This is a genomic window from Candidatus Gastranaerophilales bacterium (assembly GCA_028693235.1).
Taxonomy (GTDB): domain Bacteria; phylum Cyanobacteriota; class Vampirovibrionia; order Gastranaerophilales; family Gastranaerophilaceae; genus JAQUVW01.
In genome coordinates, this window is record JAQUVW010000001.1 from 242,756 (window position 1) to 258,373 (window position 15,618).

The following is a 15,618-nucleotide window of genomic DNA, read 5'->3' on the forward strand; positions in this document are numbered from 1 at the left end:
AAGGTGAAATCAAAATGAGCAAAATAAAAGTATTAACAGTATTTGGAACCCGCCCTGAGGCAATAAAAATGGCTCCCCTTGTCAAAGAGATTGAAAAATATCCCGATGAGCTAGAGAGTATTGTTTGTGTTACGGCACAACATCGCCAAATGTTAGACCAAGTTTTAGAGCTTTTTGAAATAACTCCTGATTTTGACCTTGATATAATGAAGGCAAATCAAGATTTGTGGACTTTGACAACTAGTGTAATCTTGAAAACAAAAGAAGTCTATGAAAAAGTTAATCCTGATATTATTTTGGTTCATGGTGATACGACAACTTCTATGGCGGCAGCTTTATCTGCTTTTTATGCCCAAATTCCCGTTGGACATGTTGAAGCAGGATTAAGAACCTTTGATAAGTATTATCCGTTTCCGGAAGAAATTAACAGAGTTTTTGCTGACGCAGTTTGTGAGTACCATTTTGCTCCTACTGAAAAATCTTGTGAAAATTTGATTAAATCAAATATCTCTGATAAACATATTTATAAAACCGGTAACACGGTTATTGACGCACTTTTATACACAGTATCGAATAAAGATGTCGAAATTGAGGGGCTTACTCTTGATAAGAACTTGAAAACAATATTGTTGACATCTCATAGACGTGAAAATTTTGGAGAACCTATCAAAAATATCTGCAAAGCTATTTTAGAATTGGTTGATAAAAATAAAGATATTCAGGTCGTGTATCCGGTCCACTTGAATCCGAATGTCCAAAAGCCTGTTTATGAGTTGCTTGATGGAAAAGACAGAATCCATTTAATCAAGCCTCTTGATTATGCTCCGTTTGCGTCATTAATGAAAAAAGCACATATTATATTGACAGATTCAGGTGGAGTCCAAGAAGAAGCTCCTTCTTTAGGTAAACCTGTTTTGGTTTTGAGAGATACGACTGAACGTCCCGAGGCTATTGAATATGGCACTGTTAAACTTGTCGGAACTGACAAGGATAAAATTGTTGAGGAAACTCAAAAACTTTTATCTGATGAAGCTGAATACAAAAAAATGTCTGAAGCCATAAATCCTTATGGTGATGGAAAAGCGTGTTCAAGAATTGTTGATATTTTAAAAACGGTCAAAAAACGAAATCAATAACCGTTCATTTCCGCAAAAGCTTTATCCGCCAAAGGTTCAAGTATGTGTTCAACATAGTAGAGCTTTTTATGCATTTTGAAATTTGGCAAGCCATGTTGTTTGTGTGCCGAAATCATTATGGTTGCTGTTGAAAAAAGTAGTAGACCAGCTATAATAGCAGCTTTGGTATAGGTTTTGAGCAAATATTTTTTGTCTTCTTTTTTTAATTGAGTAACAATCTTTTTTGAAAAATCAAACTGATTATCAAGATAGTTTGCCAAAATTGTGTCTTGCATTGCGTTTTTGACCTTGTAGGCTGTTGTTAAATCGTTCCTGGCACTTTTGGATTTTAAAAGATATTTTCTGAATTTAACACTTTCTTCGTAGCTTAATTCATTATCCATATAGGCTGAAAGATTGTCCGAAAACCTTTCATATTCACGAATGTTAAATAGATTTGCATTTTCCATTGCTTCAAATTCGTTGAGTAATCTTTCGTAAGATAATTTTAAATTTTCGACAACTTCTTTCATTGCTTTATATTTTTCAAAGCATTTGGGACATTCTTCAAAGTGTTTTTCAACAATTTGTTTGTGCTCGTCATTGAGCTTTCCGTCTATATAGAGTGAAATCATAGAGTTGACTTGTTTACAGATATTGTTGTCCACAACATTTCCTTTCTTAAGCAATATAGGGCTTTAAATATTCTTGCAACTTGCTTCTAGCCCTTGCTATTCTTGACTTTACCGTGCCTACACTGGTTTTTGTTATTTTTGCTATTTCGTCATAACTTAACCCTTGAATTTCTCTTAGTACGATAACAAACCTGAATTGCTCCGGTAGTTCGTTTATTTTTTCTTTGATAATATCATTCAATTCGTGTGCCATTGAGTTTTCCGCAGGCGTAGCTTTTTTGTCTTTAATTGCATGCACGGGTGAGCTGTTTTCTTCGTTGTCCCACGTTTCATCCAGGTACAAAAGGCGTGGAGTTTTTTGCTTTTTTCTGAGTTCATCATAGAAAAGATTTGAGATGATTTGACCTTGCCAAGATTTAAACATTTTTGGATTTTTTAAATTTTTAATATTTTTCGACATTCTTAACAATGCTTCTTGCGTTAAGTCCATGAGGTTTTCTCTGTTGGGGTCAAGATAATAAAAAGCCGCATAAATGTTCTTTTGCTCACGTCTGATAAGCTCTTCAAGAGCGATATAGTTATCTTTTTGGGCAAGGTGAACAAGTTCAGACGTGTTCATTTCTTTGTATTTTTTTCTCATAACCCCTCTCGAATCAATAGGTCTATATGGAAAAATTAAATCGATTTAGTGGAAAAAACAAGTACCGTTGTTATATAATCAAGTAGGCATATTTTTAGAGAAATAAAAATTGGATATAAATAAAATTAAATTTAAAGATAGAAATATCTTTTTTATAGTTTATGATTTTGATTTTTTGTCAGAAGATGAAATCCTGAATTATATCGCATTTGCTATTGAGAGTGGTGTAAATGTTGTTTCGTTTTTTCAAGCAGAATATTCTGATTTTGCTTTTATAAATATATGTCGAAAAATTCAAAACCTATGTGCAGTTTATGATGTTTTGTTTTTGATAAACAGAAGGCTTGATATAGCTCAAATAATCGAAGTAGATGGTGTTGTTTTACAAAAAGATGATATTTCAATAAAAGAAGCTCGCCATATATTGCCACAGACCATCTCTGTCGGGTTGATGATTGAGGAAAAATATGATGAGAAAAAATTAGTCCTTGATGATGTCGATTTTATAATTTCTCGATTTGATATTTCTATAAAACTCCCTCAAATTCCTGTTTATATTGAAAATAAACTCGCCGGCAAGGTTGTTATATTTGCTTCAAAACACAAATCCAAAAATGAATTAAAAAAATTGTTAGAAAATTTAACACTACAAAACAGTTGACAATAGACTTTGCTTTAGATATATTATTCATACAGTCAATTGAGCCCCCATCGTCTAGAGGCCTAGGACAACACCCTTTCACGGTGTAGACAGCAATTCGAATTTGCTTGGGGGTACCATTTTAAAAGAGCTTTTCAAGGCTCTTTTTTAGTTGTAAGTTTTATGTGTTTTTTATTTCTGTTAGATAACAAAAATAGTTTACAAAATTTCCAAATTAAGGTTTACTATTATTATATCGTTAGTGGAGTTTACACGTGAGAAAATTATTAGCGACAACATTATTTATTTTGCTATTGGGGCTGCCCGCTTTTGCAATTCAAGAAACTCAAAGTCAAAAGCTGACAATTGCTCAAGCAATTGAACTTGCAGTTAATAAAAATTTGAATATTCATTCTTCAAAATTGGAGATTGATATTCAAAAAAACAACATAAAATCTGCAAATCGGCTCCAAAACCCCGCTTTTACAATGTTTTACAATTATGGTAAAGCAGGAGAAGGCAATCCCCAACAAATGGGGGCTATTCAAGGGATTGAAATCGCAAAAAGAGGTGTCAGGAAAAATTTGGAAAAATCCAGATTGGAATTGGTTAAAGAAACCTCAGATAGAGATATTTTTGATGTAAAAATGGACGTAAGACGCTCTTATATTGAATATTTAGCGGCAAAGACAAAATTTTCTGTAATCAAAGAACAAAAACAATCACTCAATGATATATTTTATATGGCTAAAAAGAGGGTTGACGTTGGATTGGCTCCTGAACTCGAATTGCTACAAGCAGAGATGATGCGGTCGAAACTTGTCACTAATTATAACGTCGCTGAAACCCAAGTTAAGGCTTCACAGGATGCATTTAATAAAGCTTTAAATATAGGCTTTTCTACAAAGTATGATATCAATGACGAAATAATCGACTCTCATTCTGATTTCGTTGATTTGATGACTCCTGATCCTAAGAAAAAAATTGCTTCTTTTGACGAAATATGCGAAAGAGCAATGCAAAAAAGATATGATGTTAGGATTGCAAAACAGCAGATTGAGGTGGCTAAAAAAGATTTGATTGTTATCAAACATCAAAGTATTCCTGATCTTGAATTATCCGGAGGTTACAGCTATCAGCCTGCCTCCCATACGCAAGGTGATGGATATCTTTCAGGAGCATATTTGGGTGGTGCTTTGGTTAATATACCTGTTCTCTATACGTATAGACCAGAGGTTAAAAATGCAAAAATGAAGCTTGAACAAGCGGAATTGAATTATAAAACTGTGCAAAATAATGCTAGAGCCGATTTGAAAATTGCTTACGATAAATTTGTAACCGCAAAAATAAATTTGAATTATTATGATGATAGTATGTATAACAAGTCTGTTAATTTGATGAAAAGAACAAAATCCAGCTATCAACAAGGTAAAACTACATTGACAAACGTTATAGTCATGGGGCAATCTGATATGGAAATTAAATACGAATATATAGATATTTTGGAGCAATATTATACTTCTTGGGTTGACTTTTTAGAGCAAGTAAATGATGAAAATATAGATATATATTCAGAAAATTTATAATATTCAAAAGAAGCCGCAATGAGCGGCTTCAATTTTGAATTAAAAATATTATTCCATGTTTTTTTCTATTTCTTTCGTTCCCATATATAGTGAGATTAAGGTCAAACCGCTAAATAACATATTTACACCGATAAGTATTCCTATTGTCCACAAAGCTGTATAAGGAAGCCCGAATATAATAATGAATGCAAGTACGAATTGAACTAACGCTCCAACCAGAGCCAGCCACCAATAGTTTACGAAGTCTTTTTGGCTGATGGCGATACTTATTGAGTTTATTCCCTCAAGAATAAAATAAATGCCGATAGTCAATGTTAAAACGAATACGTTAAAAAACGGATTTACCGTCAAATAAAGACCGCCGGCTATCATTATGAGAGCTATAATCATTGAAAGCCAAGGATTTTGTATTGCATGTCGCAACATAATAGAATTTATAAATTTATAAATCCCAATTAATATTAAACCAACACTTAGCAAAATCGCCAGTGCAAAAGTCGTTATTTGCGGAAGTATGATAATCAACATACCCAGTATAATCAGTAGTATGCCTTCTGATAAAACAAGGTTAAAAAATTTTTTAGGTGCTGTCATTTTTTCAGTCATAAAAATATCCTCTTATTTAATACTGTTTTTATTTTATGAAGAATGTTGAAAATCCCCATTGCACAAGTGGTTATAGAGGATATAAATAGTTTACTTAATCTTTTTGGTGCTGAAATATTTCGCTTAATTTTGCTAATTTATATCTATTAAGGGAGGTATATATGAAGAAAAAAGCAGAAAAAATCAAAAAGGTTATCGAAAAAAAGTGCATGAATAGAGTTATGGTTTGTACTCCTAAGTTTTGTGCGACAGGTTGTTATGACGATGAATTTTCTGATGATTATATTGTTTCGTTAAGTGATGTAAAAATAGAATATAACGACGGAGCAAAAGAGCAGTTACACAAAGATACAATGTGTATTTGTGATGATTATATTATAGCGTTTGAGCCGTTAAAGTCCGAGTAAATGCATAGATATTTAAATCTTCTTAACTATTTTGTGTTTAAAAGTAACATAGACTACAATGATGGAATGGATAAAATATTGCAGGAAAAAACAGCAATCCAACTTGATTGTATTAGAGATTTTGTGCGTCATAAGTTGAAATCAAAAGGACTTATGCACATATATAATACTTATTGGCTCGGGATGGAAGTTGCTTTAAGTGAATTGGAAGTTCCTTTTTTGATAGATTATTTGACTATTCAAAACAATGGCAAAGTATCCAAAATACATGAACTATTTGATGACTTTAAGTCTTTTTTTCTAAGTATCAGCAGATATAAAAATAATGAGCAGATTTTAAAGCATATTTATAGATATTCTTCCTATTATAAAAGGATAGTTGAGGCTGATGTTGAGGACTTGTTGATAAGAGAAAAAATAGAAACAATAAATTCTTATGAGGCAGTGGATACATATTCTTATCTTATGGAGGTATTTGAGGATTATGAGTTTGTTCATATAAGTAAAAAAATGTTGCTTGAAATCTTAAATACCATAATCATGTTTGTTAAAGAACGTGCTATACAAAATTTGGATTCAAAGGATATGAGTTTTGCAAATTTGAGTTCACAAATAAACAAAATGCTTACTTTGAAAAATTTTGCACCGATGATTTCTTCAACAGAAGAGCCCACCTCCTTGAACGAGGTGCCAAAAACAATAAACGATATAATGGAAAAATAGAAACAAAAAACAATACAACCGTATTGAGTAGAAAAAACAAAGCACCATTTTTGATGGTGCTTTATCTTCTGGATTAAAATTGATAATCTTATTCTCTGGTTAGAGCGTCCATTTCTTCAGCAGAAGCATATACCGCATGGCAACCGCAATCTACGTGGACGACTTCGCCCGTAACGCCTGATGAAAGGTCTGACAATAAGTATAAGCCTGTTTTTCCGACATCATCAAGAGTAACGTTTCTTTTTAAAGGAGCTTTAAGAACTGCAGCTTTAAGCATTTTGCCGAAGCCACCGATACCGCTCGCAGCCAAGGTTTTGACGGCACCTGCCGAAATGCAATTTACTCTAATGCCGAATTTTCCTAGGTTTTCAGCTAAATATCTTGCAGAGGATTCTAAAGCAGCTTTAGCAACTCCCATAACATTGTAGTTGGCAACAACTTTTTCTCCACCCAAATATGTCATAGCAAGCATTGAGCCGCCTTCGTTCATAATAGGTTGTGCGTTACGAGCCAAAGTTACTAAAGAGTAAGAGCTGATTCCAAGAGCCAAGTTCCAACCATCTTTAGAAGTATTTATGAATTCACCTGTTAAGTCTTCTCTGTTAGCGAAAGCAACTGCGTGAACAACAAAGTCAATTTTTCCGTAAACTTTTTCAAGTTCGTCAAAAACAGCTTTAACTTCTTCTTCTTTTGTTACGTCACAAGGCAAAATGACTTTAGCATTCATTGATTCAGCGATTGGTCTAACCCTTTTTTCCATAGGGTCCCCAGCGTATGTAAATGCAATATCAGCACCTGCTTCAAAAAGTTGTTTTGCAATTCCGTAAGCTATTCCGTGAGTATTAGAAACTCCGAAAATAACCCCTTTTTTACCTTCCATTAATTTCATAGTAAAAATCCTCATTTTAATGTCTGCATGTATTTTACAATTAAAGCAGACTATTTACAACATTTAACATTTTTGTGAATTTAGGCAATTTCACATAATCAGATTATTTGTAAATATTGCAAGTACAACGGAGGTTCTATGCAAGTAAATAGGTTAGCACAATTTATTACAAATATAACTCCGGTATCTTCTTCCAGAGCTAAAAAACTTGTAAAAGAGGCAAACTCTGTAATTTGTGCTCCTGCGTGGAAAAAAATACCTGATGAGATGAAAGAATCCTTTGTAAAAATAAATGATAAAACCGGAAAAGCCTTTGTAAAAGGTGCTTATAAGGAATTAGTCGGGCTTATGGATATGGGCGGATATGCCCCGAAAAAAATCAAAATAGAAAAAATGAGCGGTTTAAAAATGGGCTCTCATTCTTTTTTAAGCAATAAAATAAAATTATCAGAAAGATGTTTAATCTCAGAGCCCAAATCGCAACAAATACGTACAATTGGGCATGAGCTTACTCATTGTGCTCAATACAATGAAATGGTTGCAAGCACCAGATATGGAGTAGAGGAAGTTGCCTCAATGCTTGCTGAGCAAAAGGTTCAAAGACTGGTTCCTCCTCCTAAAACTCAAAGAATGGCTCAAGCAAAGTATGAAGAATTTAGAGAAATTTTTGAATTAAAACTTAAACGAGCATATAAAAAAGCTATAGAAAATCCAATTAAACCTGAATCTAAAAAAGATATTCGTAATTTAGATAGATATTACGATGCAATAATAGAGAATCCTACTCATTTTAATCCGCATTCTAAGGATACCGCAGAAGGCTTTCAAGCTTATTTAGACAACTTTTTAGAGGTTGAAGCTCGCTCAATCGGTGAAGCGGTTGAAAATTATTATAATGTTTTTACAAAGTATTTTTCAGAATTTATGAGATAAGGAGTTTTTTTGAATATAAATAATATTATTCCTAATCTTATTGAAAAAGCCCCGATGACAAAGGCTGTGGCTAAATCTTTTGTGTCCAAAACCTCACCTGAATTTTTCAACCCAACTTGGTCAGCTATGCCTTTTGATGTAAAAGTTATTTTTGCTAAATCGAAAAATAAAAATGGAAAGAACTTTGTTTCAAGGATATATAAAGGTTTAGTCAAGTATATGGGAGTAGATGGAGCTCCTTCCAATATCAAAATAAAAAGAATGCCTCCGAATGTATGTGGCGAATATATTCCGACTAAAAATAGGATAATTATCTCTGAACAGAGGGTTAAAAACAAATCTCGAGAAAAAGCTGTTGCGACAATAGCCCACGAGCTCAAACATTGTGCTCAGACCAATACTTTGATTAGGGCAAAAGGTATAGATGAATACGGAAAAGCTATAGCTGAAGCAAACGTTAGAGTCGATGTAAATCATTTGCTTTCAAACGGCGAAGCATCGCCTAGAATTCAGCGTTTGATTACAGAAGAAGCTAATAGCAGATATCTTGCAAATAAATCACCGATTGTCAAAAGTTTTAATAAGACAATAAATAGAAAAACTCATGCAATATATAAATCGGAACACAAAATGTCTGAAAATTATATAGATGCCTATCGTACGTATTCAACATCTCAACGCTATTATGCCTCAAATAAATTAGAAGTTGAGGCAAGAGAAACAGGCAATTTGTTTAGTGAGTATTATAAGGCATTTGAAGCTTATTGTGCTTTTTTTAGTCATCATTCGTAATTGATTTGTTTCGTTTGACAGAGCTGATGAAAGCAGCTGAAACTATTACTAATCCGATTCCGCCTGTTATAACCTCAGGGACTTCATGGACAGTAGAATAGAACATTATTAATGCCAAAAAACCAATTGCCCAATGTGCACCGTGTTCTAAATAACAATATTTTTGTAATGTTTTCATATCTACCATAAATAGAGTCAAAGACCTTACAAACATAGCTCCTATCGCTAATCCTATAGTTATTATAACTATATCTTTGCTTATTGCAAATGCACCTAAAACACCATCTAAAGAAAAAGATGCGTCAATGAGTTCCAAATATAAAAATCCGATAAAACCAAGTTTGGCAAGGCTTCCGGTTAATGCTGCTTTTTTTTCAGCATAACATTCTAAAGCATTACTAACGCTGTCTATAACGAGATATAAAATGACTCCGACAAGCCCAGCTATGGTTACGGGAAGTTTTTGCTCAACCGGGACAATAGCTTGAGTGATGATTATTGCCAATAATGTAAAAATAATATCTACATATTTGATATGGTTGCATTGAAGAATAGGTCTTTCAAGCCAGCAAATCCAATGCGTAGTTTTATCTTTGTTAAAGAAATAAGCCATACATAGCATCATCAAGAAAGCACCGCCGAATGTGACAAGCGGAGCGTGCACGATATGCAAGTAATAAGCATATTTATCAACATTGTAAAGAGCAAGTTTCGTAACTTCTAAAAGTGAGATATGTGCAAAACAAGCAACAACTACTACAGGGAATAGGAATCTCATTCCGAAAACGGCAATTAAAATACCCCATGTTAAAAATCTGTGTTGCCATTTTTTTGACATTTTTTCAAGCTTCATTGCGTTTACGACAGCGTTGTCAAAGGATAGTGTTATTTCAAGAATTGCTAAAAAGCCGACAATGAAAAGAGCCAAAGCCCCACCCCCGGGTTTTAAATGTTCGCCCCATAAAAAAGCGAGAATAAACCCGACGATTGTAACAAAAAAAGATTCGTAAAAATATTTAAACATTAACCCATTCCAATAATATAGTACAATTCCAATAATACAAAAAAAATAGAGCCCCGACCTCATATCGTTGCTCTATTTTAGGTATATATATTGGTACTAATTAGTCATCAGCGTGACCGGCTGTACCTAAAACTTGCATTTTGTGTTTAACAAGTTCTTTAACAGCAGTTCTACCAGGACCCATATATTCACGAGGGTCGAATTTTTCAGGATGTTCAATGAAGAATTCTCTGATAGTAGAAGTCATTGCAAGTCTTAAGTCTGTATCAATATTGATTTTTGCAACGCCATTCTTAGAAGCGAATGAAAGCATATCTTCAGGAACGCCTTTAGCGTTAGGTAATTGACCGCCGAATTTGTTGCATTTTTCAACTAATTCTTGAGGAACTGAAGAAGATCCGTGAAGAACGATTGGGAAATCGTAGCCGACAGCTTCATTAACAGCTTTTTTACAAGCAGCAAGTCTTTCAAAGTCAAGTTGAGGTTCTTCTTTGAATTTGTATGCACCGTGAGAAGTTCCGATAGCGATAGCTAAAGAGTCACAACCTGTTTCTTTAACAAATCTTGCAGCTTCTTCAGGGTCAGTGTAAGTAGCATCTTTAGCATGAACTTTAACAGCGTCTTCAACGCCGGCAAGTTTACCAAGTTCAGCTTCAACAGAAACGCCTCTTTGGTGAGCGTATTCAACAACTTTTTTAGTGATAGCAATATTTTCTTCCAATGGGAATCTTGAACCATCAATCATAACTGATGAGAAACCGCCATCGATACAAGCTTTACAGATTTCGAAATCAGCACCGTGATCAAGGTGAAGTGCGATAGGAACTGTAGTTGTAGCCAAAGCAGCTTCGACTAATTTGATAAGGTAAGTTTGGTTAGCATATTTTCTTGCACCAGCTGATACTTGAAGAATGATAGGTGATCTGGTTTCTTCAGCAGCTTCTGCGATACCTTGTAGAATTTCCATGTTGTTTACATTGTAAGCACCGATAGCATATTTTCCTGCTAGGGCTTTTTTGAACATTTCTTCTGTTCCGACGAGTTTTCTTTCGCTCATAAGAGTTCTCCTAATTTTTGTACGAATACAGGAATAATGTATCGCAAAAATAAGTTATTTACAAGGTTTTTATCCGATATATTTGAGCAAAAAATGAATATCAAAAAGTCACGCAGACAGGCTTGTTTCGTGATTTTTTGGATTTTTATTCAAAAATAATTTCGTTATCCATAATTTTGCAAAGCTCTTGGTATCGAGGCTTGTTATGGAGGTAGTTGTACCCGAGCAGAACCTCAAGAGCGGTAGCTTGAGAGTGGAGAGCTTTATTTATTCTTCTGGCTGATGATGTTGGGATATTCCGTCCCCGTCTTACGAGTTCGTGTTCTTCAGGGGTAAGATTATCAGAAATTTTTTCCAGTAGATGGGTTTGAAATTCGGCGTTAACGAATTTGACGGAAAAATCGTGAAGTCTTTTTGAGTTTGAAGTATGTAAAATTACTTTTTCTCTAATGTAGACTTCATAGACGGCATCGCCGAGATGAGCGTAGTTTCTAATGTTAAGTTCGTTCATTATCTTCTGTCGACCACAAGTCCGTTCATAGGCTTTACTTTTACAATGTAGTCCTGATGCATTTCTTCGAGCGTTTTTTCAAGATTTTCGATAGCTTCAGCCGCAGAGTGACCGTATGCTACCAAATTTTTGATAAAACAATTGGCTATATATACATGGTTTCTTAAACCTTGATAAATAACAGCAGGATATTCAATGATTGATGTTGACATAATTTTCCTCGTATAACTTTCCCTGTACTTTTATATTTTAATAATCGGATTAAGTCGTAAAAACTTTAAGTTAAACAAAGTTTTTATGTTTAATATAAATCAAAAAACCTTATTATAAAAGGGTTTGAATGGTTTACAATTAGATACATTATTGCATAACATGAATTTGCAAAGCGTCCATAATCTCTTTTATGTTAAACGCATCAATCAATCCGTTGATAATAAATTGGCATGCCATCGCTGCAAGAATTATACCGAAAATTCTGTTTACAATGTTTATACCTGTTTTGCCCAATACCTTGCAAATATTAGATGCAAAGAGCAAAATTATAAGACAAAGCACCATATTTACAAACAAAGCTGTCATTGTTAAAGTTTGTTTAAAAAGATTATGCTCAGCTTGTTTCATAAACATAATTAGCATTGAAATGGAAGCTGGTCCTGATAGTAATGGAACAGCCAGCGGAAAAACTGAAATATCCATGCTTTTTAAGTCATCATCAGGGTCGCAAGATGTAGGTGCATTCGGTTTGTCTAAAACCAACTCAATTGCTAATATCAATAATAAGATACCGCCCGCTATTCTAAAGGCACCTATTGTGATGCCGAAAAGATTAAGAACTTGAGTTCCCAACAGTGCGAAGAACAATAAAACTGCAAATGCTGTAGATACGCCTTTTTTTATAACTTTGATTTTCATTTGTTCTGTATAATCAGAAGTCAATGATATAAAAATCGGAATTAATCCGATTGCATCAATTGTAAAAAATAGTGCGGTAAACTGCAATATAAAAGCTTGTAAAATTTCGTGATTCATAATAATTCTATTTTACACCCTGAAGGAAAAGCCTCAATAGAACAATACGAAGTGTAAACAAAGAGCCCTGTTTTATCAGAGCTCTTTAAGTTAATAAAAATATTTATATAATATTTTATGAATGAGGAACATTTCTCAAAAGTGCATATAATACAGATGAAACAATCATACAAGATGGGATTGTTAAAACCCAAGCCCAAACGATGTTTCCAACGATTCCCCATTTTACGGCAGAAGCTCTTACTGTGGAGCCTACGCCCATAATCGCAGTTGAAATAACGTGGGTCGTGCTTAATGGAATACCGAAGTGAGAAGCTGTTAAAATTATAGACGCAGCAGAAGTTTCAGCGGCAAAACCATGAATAGGTTTAAGTCTTATAATTTTGTGTCCCATTGTTCTGATGATTTTCCATCCACCGGACATTGTTCCCATTGCCATCATAAAAGCACACGCCATAATTACATAAATAGGTATTTCGAAATGTCCGTCAGCAGGTGCTTTTAATACACCCCCGGCAAGAAGTGATAATGTTATTATACCCATAGTCTTTTGTGCGTCGTTTGAGCCATGGCTTAACGCCATTAAGCCGGAAGATAAAAGTTGTAATTTTCTAAATCTTTTGTTAATCATGTCAGGATTTGATTTGTAAAAAATCCTAAGTAAAAACAACATAAATAAGAAACCAACCGAAAAACCGAGAACCGGAGATGTAAACATTGGTATGATAACTTTATCTAAAAGGTGTTTGATTTGTACTACCCCGGGACCGGCATGGACAATGGAAGCTCCTAAAAGACCACCTATTAAAGCGTGAGATGAGCTTGAAGGTAAGCCAAGATACCAAGTGAATAAATTCCATAAAACAGCTGCCAAAAGGGCACATAAAATAACTTGAAGAGTGATAGAAGGTCCGTCGATAATTCCTGAGCCAATCGTTTGGGCTACGTGAGTTCCAGTTAGAGCTCCCGCAAACTCAAGAGTAGCTCCGAATAAAACGGCTTGTTTCGGGCTTAGCACTCTTGTTGAAACTACTGTTGCGATAGCGTTTGCACAATCGTGAAAGCCGTTTATGTACTCGAAAGCTAATGCTGCAAGTACAACCAGTATTAATAATATTAATGCGAATGTCATTGTTGTACTTCCTAACTTTAACTTTGTTTTAATACAATATTTACGACGTTATCAGATACGGAATAGCAAGTATCCAAAGCGTTTTCGATATCTTTGTGGATGTCTCTTAGTTTGATAACGTTCAAAGCATCAAAGCCACCTGAGAATAAAGCGTCCATAGCGTGAAACATAATTTCGTCGCCGTGAGATTCGATATCTTTCATTCTCAAATTACTTTCAGTCATTTCTTTAATAGAGCTTACTTTTTTGAATTTGTGGATAATTAAATCAAGTTCTTCAGCTGCTTGCAATAAGGTTTTTGCTTGAGCAACGACATTTTCTGTGTTGTTTTCAAGTCTGTAAACTCTCAGATTTAAGCTTGCCTTGACGATTTTTTTAGTAATTTTATTCAATAAAGTAGCGATAAGCTGTATATCTTCTCTATCAATCGGTGTTACAAAAGTGTTATTCAATTCTGTTAAAGTTTCTTTAATCAAATCGTTGCTGGTATGTTTGTATTGTTTAGCTTTAATAATTCTTTCGTCAGAAACGCCTTTTTCGACGATTTCGTCAAACAAAGTAGCAGCTTTTTTACAAACGTGAGTACTTTTTTCAAATAAAATGTAAAAAGTTTTGTCATCAGGCGGTAATATATAAGCCAATAAATTTAATTTTGCCATTGAAATTCCTCCAATTATACATATTCTTAAGTATCATTAGCAATTTTAGATACTCACCCTCAATATACTATAAAAGTTTTTGTATAAAAACAGAAATATGAACTTTTTGTTTAAAAAATTTATATTTGAAATTATTTATTTTTTCGTTTGTGCAAGTTATAATGTTCAGGCAAAGGTCGTACAATTATGCTAAAAATACTAAAGACAAAAGATTCAAAGCTTGTAGAACTTTCTCTTAATAATATAGAGGAGGGTTCTTGGATTAACCTGATAAAGCCTACGACCGATGAGATTACGGAAGTTGCCAAGAAAATCAATATTGATGCTGATTATTTAAGGGATGCGTTGGACGTTGAAGAACGTTCGCGTATAGAGATTGATGACAATATAATGTTAATCATCACGAATATACCGATAATGGAGGATGAAGACAATTTTGATGCATTGCCACTAGGGGTTATTTTGACGCCTGATTATATGATAACGGTAAGTCTTTCTGATAATAAAGTTTTGTCTTTTTATAACCAAGATACTGAAAAATTATTTGATACGAATAAGGCTGAAAAGTTTTTGTTTCAAATATTATTCCGTTCATCAAAATTTTATTTAAGATATTTAGAATTTATCAATAAGCGGACGGAAAAGATAGAAGTAAATTTACAAAAAACGATGAAGAATAAAGCTCTTTTTCAGCTGTTTGAGATGCAAAAGAGTTTAGTTTATTTTACAACGGCATTAAAGAACAATGGAATAGTTCTTGAAAAGTTAATGCGACTCAAAAACAATCCTGTAATACAGCATTTATTTATGTTGCAGGAAGAAGATGTTGATATATTGGAAGATGTTATTATCGAGAACAAACAGGCACTTGATATGGTTGAAATGCACAGGAACATCTTAGAGAGTATGATAGATGCTTTTGCGTCGATTATTTCAAATAATTTGAATATCGTAATGAAATTTTTGACATCAATAACGATTATATTGGCGGTACCGACGATGTTGTCTAGTTTTTGGGGTATGAATGTAAATGTGCCGTTGACAAATCATCCGCATGGATTTGCGATTATTGTCGTAGCAGCGTGCATTTTGTCGGTAATAATAGCGTATAAATTCTGGAAAAAGGGCATGTTTTAGCGAACGCGAGCAGAGGCTGTAGGGCTTGCGAAGAGCAAGACCGAAATGCCGTTTAGTGCTAGAGTTCAAGACAGCGAACGCGAAGCAAAGGGAAACTGCGAGG

General features: G+C 34.0%; 19 protein-coding genes and 1 tRNA gene. 9 read left to right on the top strand and 11 right to left on the bottom strand.

Going from position 1 to position 15,618, the window contains the following annotated elements:
• The first annotated feature begins 14 nt into the window (after positions 1–14).
• The gene (wecB, locus tag PHV37_01245) at positions 15–1,136 is read left to right on the top strand and encodes a UDP-N-acetylglucosamine 2-epimerase (non-hydrolyzing) (GenBank protein MDD3236707.1); all 1,122 of its coding nucleotides are present in this window, start codon (positions 15–17) and stop codon (positions 1,134–1,136) included.
• On the opposite strand, the gene PHV37_01250 is transcribed toward wecB, so the two are convergent.
• Entirely contained in the window at positions 1,130–1,783 is a 654-nt protein-coding gene (locus tag PHV37_01250; GenBank protein ID MDD3236708.1) for a zf-HC2 domain-containing protein, read from the bottom strand. The two genes, wecB and PHV37_01250, sit on opposite strands and share 7 nt — an antisense overlap.
• Before the next feature lie 13 nt (positions 1,784–1,796).
• On the bottom strand, positions 1,797–2,390 hold the full coding sequence (locus tag PHV37_01255; protein ID MDD3236709.1) for a sigma-70 family RNA polymerase sigma factor: 594 nt from the start codon (positions 2,388–2,390) through the stop codon (positions 1,797–1,799).
• A gap of 109 nt (positions 2,391–2,499) precedes the next feature.
• On the opposite strand from PHV37_01255, the gene PHV37_01260 reads away from it, so the two are divergent.
• The 3 genes from PHV37_01260 to PHV37_01270 all read left to right on the top strand — a co-directional run bounded on the left by PHV37_01260 (position 2,500) and on the right by PHV37_01270 (position 4,616).
• Positions 2,500–3,051 (top strand): thiamine phosphate synthase, encoded by a 552-nt coding sequence (locus PHV37_01260; protein MDD3236710.1) that lies wholly within the window; start codon positions 2,500–2,502, stop codon positions 3,049–3,051.
• A gap of 43 nt (positions 3,052–3,094) precedes the next feature.
• A tRNA-Glu gene (locus tag PHV37_01265) sits at positions 3,095–3,170 on the top strand.
• Between the two features lie 135 nt (positions 3,171–3,305).
• Positions 3,306–4,616: a TolC family protein gene (locus PHV37_01270; GenBank protein ID MDD3236711.1), complete on the top strand. Its 1,311-nt coding sequence runs from the start codon at positions 3,306–3,308 to the stop codon at positions 4,614–4,616.
• A 48-nt stretch (positions 4,617–4,664) separates the two neighbouring features.
• On the opposite strand, the gene PHV37_01275 is transcribed toward PHV37_01270, so the two are convergent.
• Complete coding sequence (locus PHV37_01275; GenBank protein MDD3236712.1) at positions 4,665–5,222, bottom strand: DUF308 domain-containing protein; 558 nt, start codon at positions 5,220–5,222, stop codon at positions 4,665–4,667.
• 161 nt (positions 5,223–5,383) lie between these two features.
• Between PHV37_01275 and PHV37_01280 the strand changes: the two genes are divergently transcribed.
• Together PHV37_01280 and PHV37_01285 are read left to right on the top strand one after the other, a co-directional pair.
• Positions 5,384–5,629, top strand: coding sequence for a hypothetical protein (locus PHV37_01280; protein MDD3236713.1), 246 nt, complete (start codon positions 5,384–5,386; stop codon positions 5,627–5,629).
• A 66-nt stretch (positions 5,630–5,695) separates the two neighbouring features.
• Positions 5,696–6,352, top strand: a complete 657-nt coding sequence (locus tag PHV37_01285) for a hypothetical protein (GenBank protein MDD3236714.1) — start codon at positions 5,696–5,698, stop codon at positions 6,350–6,352.
• A gap of 88 nt (positions 6,353–6,440) precedes the next feature.
• On the opposite strand, the gene PHV37_01290 is transcribed toward PHV37_01285, so the two are convergent.
• Positions 6,441–7,241, bottom strand: coding sequence for an enoyl-ACP reductase (locus PHV37_01290; protein MDD3236715.1), 801 nt, complete (start codon positions 7,239–7,241; stop codon positions 6,441–6,443).
• 138 nt (positions 7,242–7,379) lie between these two features.
• Here PHV37_01290 and PHV37_01295 point away from each other — a divergent pair, with 138 nt between their 5' ends.
• Together PHV37_01295 and PHV37_01300 are read left to right on the top strand one after the other, a co-directional pair.
• Entirely contained in the window at positions 7,380–8,174 is a 795-nt protein-coding gene (locus PHV37_01295; protein MDD3236716.1) for a hypothetical protein, read from the top strand.
• Between the two features lie 9 nt (positions 8,175–8,183).
• On the top strand, positions 8,184–8,966 hold the full coding sequence (locus PHV37_01300) for a hypothetical protein (GenBank protein ID MDD3236717.1): 783 nt from the start codon (positions 8,184–8,186) through the stop codon (positions 8,964–8,966).
• Here the strand turns inward: PHV37_01300 and PHV37_01305 are convergent.
• From PHV37_01305 to PHV37_01335, 7 genes are all read right to left on the bottom strand, one after another.
• Positions 8,950–9,990 carry a DUF475 domain-containing protein gene (locus tag PHV37_01305; GenBank protein ID MDD3236718.1) on the bottom strand — a complete coding sequence of 347 codons (1,041 nt, stop codon included), beginning with the start codon at positions 9,988–9,990 and terminating at the stop codon, positions 8,950–8,952. The two genes, PHV37_01300 and PHV37_01305, sit on opposite strands and share 17 nt — an antisense overlap.
• 100 nt (positions 9,991–10,090) lie before the next feature.
• Positions 10,091–11,047 (bottom strand): class II fructose-1,6-bisphosphate aldolase, encoded by a 957-nt coding sequence (gene fba, locus PHV37_01310; GenBank protein MDD3236719.1) that lies wholly within the window; start codon positions 11,045–11,047, stop codon positions 10,091–10,093.
• Between the two features lie 145 nt (positions 11,048–11,192).
• Positions 11,193–11,558, bottom strand: a complete 366-nt coding sequence (locus PHV37_01315; protein ID MDD3236720.1) for a ribonuclease III domain-containing protein — start codon at positions 11,556–11,558, stop codon at positions 11,193–11,195.
• Positions 11,558–11,770, bottom strand: coding sequence for a hypothetical protein (locus PHV37_01320; protein MDD3236721.1), 213 nt, complete (start codon positions 11,768–11,770; stop codon positions 11,558–11,560). Before PHV37_01320 ends, PHV37_01315 begins: the two co-directional genes overlap by 1 nt.
• A gap of 148 nt (positions 11,771–11,918) precedes the next feature.
• Positions 11,919–12,587 carry a MarC family protein gene (locus PHV37_01325; GenBank protein MDD3236722.1) on the bottom strand — a complete coding sequence of 223 codons (669 nt, stop codon included), beginning with the start codon at positions 12,585–12,587 and terminating at the stop codon, positions 11,919–11,921.
• Positions 12,588–12,702: 115 nt separating this feature from the next.
• A complete protein-coding gene (locus PHV37_01330) occupies positions 12,703–13,719 on the bottom strand; it encodes an inorganic phosphate transporter (GenBank protein MDD3236723.1) in 1,017 nt (338 codons plus the stop codon).
• Positions 13,720–13,736: 17 nt separating this feature from the next.
• Complete coding sequence (locus PHV37_01335) at positions 13,737–14,378, bottom strand: DUF47 family protein (protein ID MDD3236724.1); 642 nt, start codon at positions 14,376–14,378, stop codon at positions 13,737–13,739.
• 186 nt (positions 14,379–14,564) lie between these two features.
• On the opposite strand from PHV37_01335, the gene PHV37_01340 reads away from it, so the two are divergent.
• Entirely contained in the window at positions 14,565–15,515 is a 951-nt protein-coding gene (locus tag PHV37_01340) for a magnesium transporter CorA family protein (protein MDD3236725.1), read from the top strand.
• Positions 15,516–15,618: the final 103 nt, after the last annotated feature.

What these genes read in the sequence shown, in the direction of transcription:
- PHV37_01285 (MDD3236714.1), top strand. Translation starts at nt 5,696, where the DNA reads ATGGATAAAATATTGCAGGAAAAAACAGCAATCCAACTTGATTGTATT.
- PHV37_01315 (MDD3236720.1), bottom strand. Translation starts at nt 11,558, where the DNA reads ATGAACGAACTTAACATTAGAAACTACGCTCATCTCGGCGATGCCGTC.
- PHV37_01255 (MDD3236709.1), bottom strand. Translation starts at nt 2,390, where the DNA reads ATGAGAAAAAAATACAAAGAAATGAACACGTCTGAACTTGTTCACCTT.
- PHV37_01340 (MDD3236725.1), top strand. Translation starts at nt 14,565, where the DNA reads ATGCTAAAAATACTAAAGACAAAAGATTCAAAGCTTGTAGAACTTTCT.
- PHV37_01320 (MDD3236721.1), bottom strand. Translation starts at nt 11,770, where the DNA reads ATGTCAACATCAATCATTGAATATCCTGCTGTTATTTATCAAGGTTTA.
- PHV37_01295 (MDD3236716.1), top strand. Translation starts at nt 7,380, where the DNA reads ATGCAAGTAAATAGGTTAGCACAATTTATTACAAATATAACTCCGGTA.
- fba (MDD3236719.1), bottom strand. Translation starts at nt 11,047, where the DNA reads ATGAGCGAAAGAAAACTCGTCGGAACAGAAGAAATGTTCAAAAAAGCC.
- PHV37_01305 (MDD3236718.1), bottom strand. Translation starts at nt 9,990, where the DNA reads ATGTTTAAATATTTTTACGAATCTTTTTTTGTTACAATCGTCGGGTTT.
- PHV37_01275 (MDD3236712.1), bottom strand. Translation starts at nt 5,222, where the DNA reads ATGACTGAAAAAATGACAGCACCTAAAAAATTTTTTAACCTTGTTTTA.
- PHV37_01330 (MDD3236723.1), bottom strand. Translation starts at nt 13,719, where the DNA reads ATGACATTCGCATTAATATTATTAATACTGGTTGTACTTGCAGCATTA.
- PHV37_01280 (MDD3236713.1), top strand. Translation starts at nt 5,384, where the DNA reads ATGAAGAAAAAAGCAGAAAAAATCAAAAAGGTTATCGAAAAAAAGTGC.
- wecB (MDD3236707.1), top strand. Translation starts at nt 15, where the DNA reads ATGAGCAAAATAAAAGTATTAACAGTATTTGGAACCCGCCCTGAGGCA.
- PHV37_01335 (MDD3236724.1), bottom strand. Translation starts at nt 14,378, where the DNA reads ATGGCAAAATTAAATTTATTGGCTTATATATTACCGCCTGATGACAAA.
- PHV37_01325 (MDD3236722.1), bottom strand. Translation starts at nt 12,587, where the DNA reads ATGAATCACGAAATTTTACAAGCTTTTATATTGCAGTTTACCGCACTA.
- PHV37_01290 (MDD3236715.1), bottom strand. Translation starts at nt 7,241, where the DNA reads ATGAAATTAATGGAAGGTAAAAAAGGGGTTATTTTCGGAGTTTCTAAT.